A 7,965-nucleotide genomic window follows, 5' to 3' on the forward strand; every position below is an offset into this window, starting at 1 on the left:
CGGCCGCGGCGAAGAGTCCGGGTAGCAGGGATGTGCGCAGGTTGGCGGCGTCCTCGGCGATCGGGTTTGCGATCCGGACCACCGCGGCGCGTGGGTCGTCCTCGTCGAGCCCGAGCCTGGCCGGCGTGTCGTCACTGACGAAGGGGACGGTAAGGACCTCGATGTAGCCCTGGCTGGCCAGCGCCGCGTCGACCGCACGGCGCAGCCGCTGGCCCTGGGTCAGGCCACGGCCGGCGGGTAGCCGCGGGAGCGTCACCGCGATGGTGTCGTAGCCCTCCAGCCGGATGACCTCCTCGACGAGGTCCGCGGGCCGGGTGAGGTCACCCCGCCAGGACGGTGGGGTGACCGCGAGCAGATCCGTGGGCACACCGCCGCCACCGCCCACACCGCCGACACCGCCCAAACCGCCCGGGCGGTCCGGTCCGGGTGCCTCGGTGACCAGGCAGCCGACCTCGGTCAGGCGTCGGCGGACGACATCGGGCGGGTAGGGACGGCCGCCGAGCCGGGTGGTCTCGGCGACGGGGAACAGGATGGTCGGCGCCGGCCGCCGGTGGTCGATGTCGGTCACCCCGGCCTCGGCCGTGGCGCCGGTGAGCTCGGTGAGCAGCCGGACCGCAGCCTGCGCGGCCACCGGCGCGAGCGCCGGATCGACGCCACGTTCGAACCGGCGGGACGCCTCCGAGGTGAGCTGGTGGCGTCGGGCCGTGCGGGCGACGGCGATCGGGTCGAAATGGGCCGCCTCAATCAGGATCTCGGTGGTGTCCGACGAGATCTCGGTGGACGCGCCACCCATCACACCGGCCAACGCCACCACCCCGGAGTCGTCCGCGATCACGAGATCTTCGGGGTCGAGTTCCCGTTTGACACCGTCGAGGGTGACCAGCCGTTCGCCCTCACGGGCCCGGCGGACCACGATCGGGCCGGACAGCTTCGCCCGGTCGAAGGCGTGCAGCGGCTGCCCCAGCCCCAACATGATCAAATTGGTGATGTCGACCGGCACCGAGACCGGCCGCATGCCCGAGAGCGTGAGGCGGCGGGCAAGGCGCAACGGGGTCTGCGCACCCGGGGACGCCCCGCGCACGACCCGGGCGACGTAGCGGGTACAGGCCTCGGGGTCCGCCACCACGACCGGGTACCCGAGCGTGGCCGGTGCGTCACTGCGCTCGCCGAGGCCGGCGCCGCCGGCGTCGCTGCCACCGGCAACCACGGCGGCAGGATCATGGAACGTCAGCCCGAACGCGGTCGCCACCTCCCGGGCGATCCCGCGGACCGACAGGCCGTAACCACGGTCCGGGGTCACGGCTATGTCAAGGACGTCGTCGGCGAGATCCAGCAGCTCGGCGACGTCCACGCCCAGCGGGGTCTCAGGCGGCAGCACCAGGATGCCGTCATGATCGTCACCGATGCCCAGCTCACGGAGCGAACAGATCATCCCGTCGCTGAGCTTCCCATAGGTCTTGCGCGCGGTGATGGTGAAGCCGCCGGGCAGCACCGCGCCGGGCAACGCCACCGCCACCCGGGCGCCGACCTCGAAGTTGAACGCCCCGCAGATCACCCCGCGGGTGCCGGTCTGGACACCGCGACATCCACCCAGCGCACGTTCTTCTTCTTGGTCTCGACGACCTCGATCGAGACGACCTCGCCGACGACGACCCCGGCGAGGTCGTGACCGACGGACTCGACGGACTCCACCTCGAAACCGGCCCTGATCAGCGCCTCGGCGACCGCCTTCGCCGGTGGCAGGCCGTCGACGGCCTCCCGCAGCCACGACATGAGAATTTTCATGATCAGCTCCCCGTCCCGAACAGACGACCGAAACGGATGTCACCGTCGACGAAGTCGCGGATCTCGCGGACGTTGTGCCGAATCATCGCGGCACGTTCCAGACCCATTCCGAATGCGAACCCGCTGTAGCGGGACGGGTCGACGCCGCAGGCGACGAGCACGTTCGGGTCGACCATCCCGCAGCCACCGACCTCGATCCAACCCTCGTCGGAGCACACCCGGCACGGCTGGCGGGCAGCCTCGCCGCGGCAGGCGAAACAGACGACGTCGAGCTCTGCCGACGGCTCGGTGAACGGGAAGTAGTGCGGCCGCAGTCGCGTCGACAGACCCGAACCGAACAGGGCCTGGGCGAACACATCCAGCGTGCCGCGTAGGTCGGCCATGGTGATGCCCTCATCGACCGCGAGGCCCTCAATCTGACCGAATACGGGCGAGTGCGTGGCGTCGACGGCGTCGTTGCGATACGTCCGTCCCGGGCACACGACGTACACCGGCAGCGGACGCGACAGCAGCGCGCGGACCTGCACCGGCGAGGTATGCGTGCGCAACAGCAGCCCGCTGCCCATCGGGTCGACGTAGAGGGTGTCATGAGAACTGCGCGCAGGATGATCGGGGTCGAGGTTCAGCGCCTCGAAGTTGAACCAGTCGTGCTCGACCTCGGGCCCCTCCGCGACCTCGTAACCCATCGCCACGAATACGTCCACCAGGTAGTCGGACAGCGCCGTGATCGGATGCCGCGCTCCCCGCGGAGCGCGATCCACCGGCACGGTGACGTCAACCCGCTCCTCGACGAGGACCCGGGCGTCCCGGTCGGCGGTGAGCTCGGCGAGCCGTGTCTCATAGAGTGCCCGGACCGAGGCTGCGGCATCGTTGTGTCGGCGCCCGGCTGCGGCACGGTCCGCCTGCGCCAAGGCGCCGAGCACCCGGCGCGCCAGCGCCAGCGGAGCAGAGCGGCCATCCACATGCGAGGTGCGGACGGCGGCGAGCTCGTCAAGATCGCCTGCGGCGGCGATCGCCTCGGACGCCTGCGCGCACATCCTGGCGAGCTGCTCGGGATCGAGCTGGTCCGGACCGGTCGGGTCGCGGTCGGTCGGGTCGCGGTCGGCATGGTTCGAGTCAGCGCTCGGTGGGGACGGGGACACGCTGGTCATCCTCATTGAGATCGTTGATGGTCGAACCGACCATCAGGTGAGATCCCGACCGGCACCCGCCACAAACGGGCGGACGCAGGCCGGGTGCGGGATGCGGGCCGGGGCGCCCACCGGGTTGCGACGTCGCTCCAGGTGATCAGACTCCAGATGATCTGGCTTCTGGCGATCAGACCTCAGGGGAAGACGGGTGCTCCGGCGGGCACGACGAATCGGAACTCGGCGCCACCACCCGGCGCCCGCCCGACCATGATCGTCCCGCCATGCGCCTCGATGAGCGCCTTGGCAATGTAGAGCCCGAGGCCTGTTCCGTTACCACGGGTGGCGCCGCGCCAGAACTTCGCGAAAACCCGGGACGCACTCGCCTCGGGCACACCCTCGCCCTCGTCCGCCACGGTCACATCGGCCCCGGTCGGCGTGCCGCGCATGGCAATGGTGACGGTACCCGCACCGTGGCGCAGCGCGTTGTCGACAAGATTGTGCAACACCTGTTCGATCTTGTCGGAGTCCAGCCACATCTCCGGCAGTTTACCGTCAGTGAACACCGCGAACCGGTCATGGGTGGCCTCCCCGGCCGCGACCTTGCCGTCCACGACCCGGCGCAGCGTCAGATCAAGATCCACGATCTGCTTGCGCATCTGGATCCGACCGGAGTCGATGCGCGACACATCGAGCACCTCGGCCAGCAGTCGGGTGACCCTGTCCGCATCGGTGTTGACGGTGTTGAGCATGAGCTTCTTCTGCTCTTCGGTGAACCGGTCCCACTTCGCCAACAGCGTGGCCGTGAACCCCTTCACGCTCGTCAGCGGTGACCGCAGTTCGTGCGCGACCGTGGACACCAGGTCGGCGCGGTTGCGCTCCAGCCGCTCCCGACTTGCCGTGTCCCGCAGGGACAACGCAACCTGCACCAGCTGCCCCTCGACGCGGACGTAACGGACGGTCACGTTAAGATCACGTTCACGCTGGGGACCTGCGAACGTGAGTCGACGCTCGGGCTGACCGGTCACCCGTGGCAGGTTGCGGCTCACCCGTGAGCACTCCCACCAGTCATTGCCCCGCTCGTCCAGCAACGGCAGGACGTCGGTGAGATGACCTCCCACAGCGGCGGTCGCCGCGACACCGGTGATCTTGACGGCCGCGGCGTTGAACACCTGCACCCGCCCGTCCGCGTCCACCATCACGATCCCGTCCGGGAGATCGTCCCAGGACACCGGTGGCACGGTGGGTGCCTCGTGGTACGGCGTCCCATCCGCCCGCGGCCCGGGACCGGGCAGTAGCTCCCCGTCCACCGGTGGATTGCGAGCTTGGTCGGGAGCCGACGTGACCGTGTGTGTCACAGCCGTCCACCTCCCCCGGCGCCTGGAGCCCCGGACCCGGACCTCGCCTGCGCGCGCGCTGACGCGTACAGGCAGATCGCCGTCGCCACCGCAAGATTCAGCGACTCGGCCTGACCGTACACCGGCACCCGAAGTGCCGCGTCCGCGGACACCACGCCGGCACGGGGGAGACCGTGTGCCTCGTTACCGAACAGCCACGCTGTGGGCACGTCGAGCTCCCCCGCGTCCGCCGCGGCGTCGAGATCCCGCGGCGCGAGCGGGCTCGTCGCCACGATGCGGCAGCCATGGTCCCGCAGCTGGCGGATCGCGTCGTCGAGATCGATGTCAGTCACCACCGGTAGGTGAAAGATGCTGCCCGCGGACGCTCGGACAGCCTTGCCCCCGAACGGGTCCACCGACGACCCGGCGAACACCACCGCGTCCGCGCCCGCGGCGTCCGCGGATCTGATGATCGTCCCCGCATTGCCCGGATCGCGAGTGTCGAGGCAGATCGCCACCAGCCGGGGTTGATCGAGGTCTGCGACCCGGTGGCGCGGGCAGTCAGCCAGCCCGACCACACCTTGAGGCGTCACTGTCTCGGACAGTGACGCCACTGCGTCATCCGATATGACCCGCACCGGTATCCCCGCTCCGTCTACAAGGGCCGCGTACCTGCTCATCGCCGACGAACCAACGAAGATCTCGTGCAGTGCCCCGACCGCAAGCCCCGCTGTGACCGCCTGGGGGCCCTCGACCAGAAACTGACCGCGCACGCGACGGGTCGCCGGACGGCGCAGGCGCCGCGCGTCGAGAACCCGCGACGAGCGCGGGCCAGCCGGGTCCGGGACCACCAGCATGAATTCGGATACGGGTACCGTCCGACGCGATCGATCAGGCCGCCGACGTCTCCGACGCGCGGACCGGCGGCACCGTCGGCAGGGCGGCACGCGCGACCTGGACGAGCGCGGTGAACGCGGCCGGGTCCGTCACCGCGAGATCGGCGAGGATCTTGCGGTCAACGTCCACCTCGGCCAGCCGCAGCCCCTGGACGAACCGGTTGTAGGTCATCCCGTTCGCCCGCGCGGCGGCGTTGATCCTGGCTATCCACAGCTGCCGGAAGTCGCCCTTGCGAGCTCGCCGGTCGCGGTAGGAGTAGGCCATCGAGTGCAGGACCTGCTCCTTGGCCTTGCGGTACAGCCTTGAGCGCTGCCCCCGGTACCCGCTGGACTGCTCCAGCACCGTCCGGCGTTTCTTCTGGGCGTTGACCGCCCGCTTGACCCTTGCCATGAGGGGGGAACTCTCCTTCAGTCGTGACTGGCGGCACCGCGTTGCACCGCTCCCAACCCATGGGAGCGGTTCGGGGGCGAGCGGTGGTCAGCGCGCCAGCAGCTTCTTGATGCGTCCTTCGTCCGCCGGGCTGAGCGTCACCTCGTTGTACAGCCGCCGGGTACGCCGGCTGGACTTGTGTTCCAACAGGTGGTTGCGGTTGGTCCGGCGGCGCATCACCTTGCCTGTTCCAGTGATTCTGAACCGCTTGGACGCGCCGGTGTGGGTCTTCATCTTGGGCATCTGGAGATCCTGCAATCAGTGGTGGTCGTCAACGGCATGCTGGTCAGACCAGTCCGGCCGGCTCAGGCGCTCGCTGAGGTCGGGACCCCTTGTGCGGTGCCATCACCATGGTCATGTTCCGGCCGTCCTGCTTGGGCTGAGCCTCGACGTAACCGAGCTCCGCAACATCGGTCGACAAGCGTTGCAGGAGCCGGATGCCGAGCTCGGGTCGGGACTGTTCCCGCCCGCGGAACATAATCGTTATCTTGACTTTGTCGCCGGCCCGCAGGAACCGGACCACGTGACCCTTCTTGGTCTCGTAGTCGTGCGGATCGATCTTCGGCCGAAGCTTCATTTCCTTGATTACCGTCTGGACCTGGTTCTTACGAGCCTCACGACGCTTCTGGTCGGACTCGTACTTGAACTTCCCATAGTCCATGAGCTTGCAGACCGGCGGACGGGCCGTCGGAGCGACCTCAACCAGGTCGAGATCGGCCTCCTGGGCCAGCCGCATAGCCTCGGCAATGGCCACAATGCCGATCTGCTCGCCTTCGGGCCCAACCAGGCGCACCTCGGGCACCCTGATCCGGTCGTTAATACGTGACTCTGCGCTGATGTGGTTCCCTCCGTGGACTCGACGCGCGGGCATGACCTGCCGCTGCGGAGCCCTGCACCCAGCCAGACTGGGCACCCGGCCGATACGCCGTCACACAACGGCTCGGCCGACCGGCGACCCGGCCGCCGAAGTTGCGACGTCGGGTGGGAGGCAAGCCTCCGCTTGGCCTTGTCACCACTGGAAGGAATCGCTACGAGACTCCGGCCCGGGTGACAAGCGGTCGACCAACAGCCTAGCAGTAGTGGGCCGGATGCGACGATCAGTTGACCGTGGGATATGGAGTCCCTGCCGAGCGGGCCCAACGGCCCGCAAGGGGTAATCCATCCGAAAACGGTCAATCCACCACGCGCGCATCGACCGATATCCACCGGACAGGCATTAGAGCGCGGCGATCCGCTCCAACAACTCACCGTCGACGGTAGCCATCGCCGGTCCGGCGATGTCAAGCACGACCGCGCTGTGGCCATCGCGCACGGCCTGGGCACACAGGGCATGACCGGGCACCGCGACCGGCCGGGCCGTCCGGCGCCACCGCGCCAGCGTGTCGACACCGCTGAACGCCGGAATCGCGGTAGCTCCGGAGGGCACCCAAAGGGTCACCAGAACCATCTCGGACGACTTCTCGGCGCCGGTGCCGGCATCGCCGGGTGGATCGACATCTGGATCGCCGGGTGGATCGGCATCTGTCCGTCGGGCCTCGATCGCGACGAACACCCGGGCCCGGACCAGCGCGGTCGCGACCGACTGTTCGTCCCCCGCATCCAGCGCGGCGCGCAACGCACCGTCCGCACCACCGTGATCACCCTGCCCGGATGGCGCCAGCAGCTCCCGCTTCACCGGTCGACCCTATTGCTCCCGGCCCGACTGTACGCGTGAAGGCGATCAACCGGAGGCTGCGTCCACGGCGGCGGCGAGCTCACCGAAGGCCGCTCTGGTGCGACGACGCAGGCCCAACCAGGTGAACGGAACACCGTCGACCAGCGCCGGATCGAACGGGACGACGACAACGGCCCGCGCGCGATCGGAAAGCCGTGCCAGGCGACGGCGGGCCCGGGCGGACCAGCGGATCGGGACGGTCTCCACGACCGCGACCACCAGCGAGACGCCAGCCCCGCTCCAGGCGACGTCGGCGATCTCGGGGCCGGCGAGTGTCACCAGGACGTCGTCTGCAGCCGAAAGATCAACAAGGTCGGCCCGCGCGGCCACCACGATCGTGTCGGCGCGGGAAGACGTAGCCGCGGGCAGCGGCTGGTCCCAGCCTGGAGGTCCGTCGACCAGCACCACCTCGTACCAGACCGCCAACACGTCCTGGGCGCGGCCGGCCTGTTCGGCACACACGTCCACCGCGATGAGCCGGTCGCGGCGGGATGCGGCGAGAGCCATCCCGAGACCGGCCGCGGCCGTGCGTCCAGCGCCACCACTGAACCCGCCGACATGCACCCGTAAACAATTGATCATGGATGTCGCGGGATCGGCACCGTCCACCTGCCCCCGGTCGACGCCGGCCGAACCGTCGGCCGAACCGCCGGCCGCCACCGTCTCCGGGATCTCC

Annotated in this window: 7 protein-coding genes and 2 pseudogenes; all 9 read right to left on the reverse strand. The window is 69.3% G+C overall.

Annotated elements, in window-relative coordinates:
• A pseudogene (locus tag U9980_RS10225) lies at positions 1–1,785 on the reverse strand (phenylalanine--tRNA ligase subunit beta); the annotation flags it as partial.
• 2 nt (positions 1,786–1,787) lie between these two features.
• Positions 1,788–2,822: a phenylalanine--tRNA ligase subunit alpha gene (gene pheS / locus U9980_RS10235; RefSeq protein WP_322751899.1), complete on the reverse strand. Its 1,035-nt coding sequence runs from the start codon at positions 2,820–2,822 to the stop codon at positions 1,788–1,790.
• Positions 2,823–3,109: 287 nt separating this feature from the next.
• The gene (locus U9980_RS10240; protein ID WP_416210215.1) at positions 3,110–4,270 is read right to left on the reverse strand and encodes an ATP-binding protein; all 1,161 of its coding nucleotides are present in this window, start codon (positions 4,268–4,270) and stop codon (positions 3,110–3,112) included.
• Complete coding sequence (locus U9980_RS10245) at positions 4,267–5,106, reverse strand: RNA methyltransferase (protein WP_322767706.1); 840 nt, start codon at positions 5,104–5,106, stop codon at positions 4,267–4,269. The genes U9980_RS10240 and U9980_RS10245 overlap by 4 nt, the downstream gene beginning before the upstream one ends.
• Positions 5,107–5,140: 34 nt before the next feature.
• Positions 5,141–5,536, reverse strand: coding sequence for a 50S ribosomal protein L20 (rplT, locus tag U9980_RS10250; RefSeq protein WP_322747513.1), 396 nt, complete (start codon positions 5,534–5,536; stop codon positions 5,141–5,143).
• Between the two features lie 87 nt (positions 5,537–5,623).
• The gene (rpmI, locus tag U9980_RS10255; RefSeq protein ID WP_239311477.1) at positions 5,624–5,818 is read right to left on the reverse strand and encodes a 50S ribosomal protein L35; all 195 of its coding nucleotides are present in this window, start codon (positions 5,816–5,818) and stop codon (positions 5,624–5,626) included.
• 43 nt (positions 5,819–5,861) lie between these two features.
• The gene (gene infC, locus U9980_RS10260) at positions 5,862–6,446 is read right to left on the reverse strand and encodes a translation initiation factor IF-3 (RefSeq protein WP_416210216.1); all 585 of its coding nucleotides are present in this window, start codon (positions 6,444–6,446) and stop codon (positions 5,862–5,864) included.
• Between the two features lie 345 nt (positions 6,447–6,791).
• The gene (locus U9980_RS10265; protein WP_322767707.1) at positions 6,792–7,250 is read right to left on the reverse strand and encodes an SseB family protein; all 459 of its coding nucleotides are present in this window, start codon (positions 7,248–7,250) and stop codon (positions 6,792–6,794) included.
• A gap of 45 nt (positions 7,251–7,295) precedes the next feature.
• Positions 7,296–7,965: pseudogene (locus U9980_RS10270) on the reverse strand (hypothetical protein); the annotation flags it as partial.

Source organism: Protofrankia sp. Cr1 (genome assembly GCF_963555865.1).
Classification (GTDB): Bacteria; Actinomycetota; Actinomycetes; order Frankiales; family Frankiaceae; genus Protofrankia.

Coding starts and splice junctions, on each gene's coding strand:
- pheS (WP_322751899.1), bottom strand. CDS start 2,822: ATGTGCGCGCAGGCGTCCGAGGCGATCGCCGCCGCAGGCGATCTTGAC.
- U9980_RS10245 (WP_322767706.1), bottom strand. CDS start 5,106: ATGCTGGTGGTCCCGGACCCGGCTGGCCCGCGCTCGTCGCGGGTTCTC.
- rplT (WP_322747513.1), bottom strand. CDS start 5,536: ATGGCAAGGGTCAAGCGGGCGGTCAACGCCCAGAAGAAACGCCGGACG.
- rpmI (WP_239311477.1), bottom strand. CDS start 5,818: ATGCCCAAGATGAAGACCCACACCGGCGCGTCCAAGCGGTTCAGAATC.
- infC (WP_416210216.1), bottom strand. CDS start 6,446: ATGCCCGCGCGTCGAGTCCACGGAGGGAACCACATCAGCGCAGAGTCA.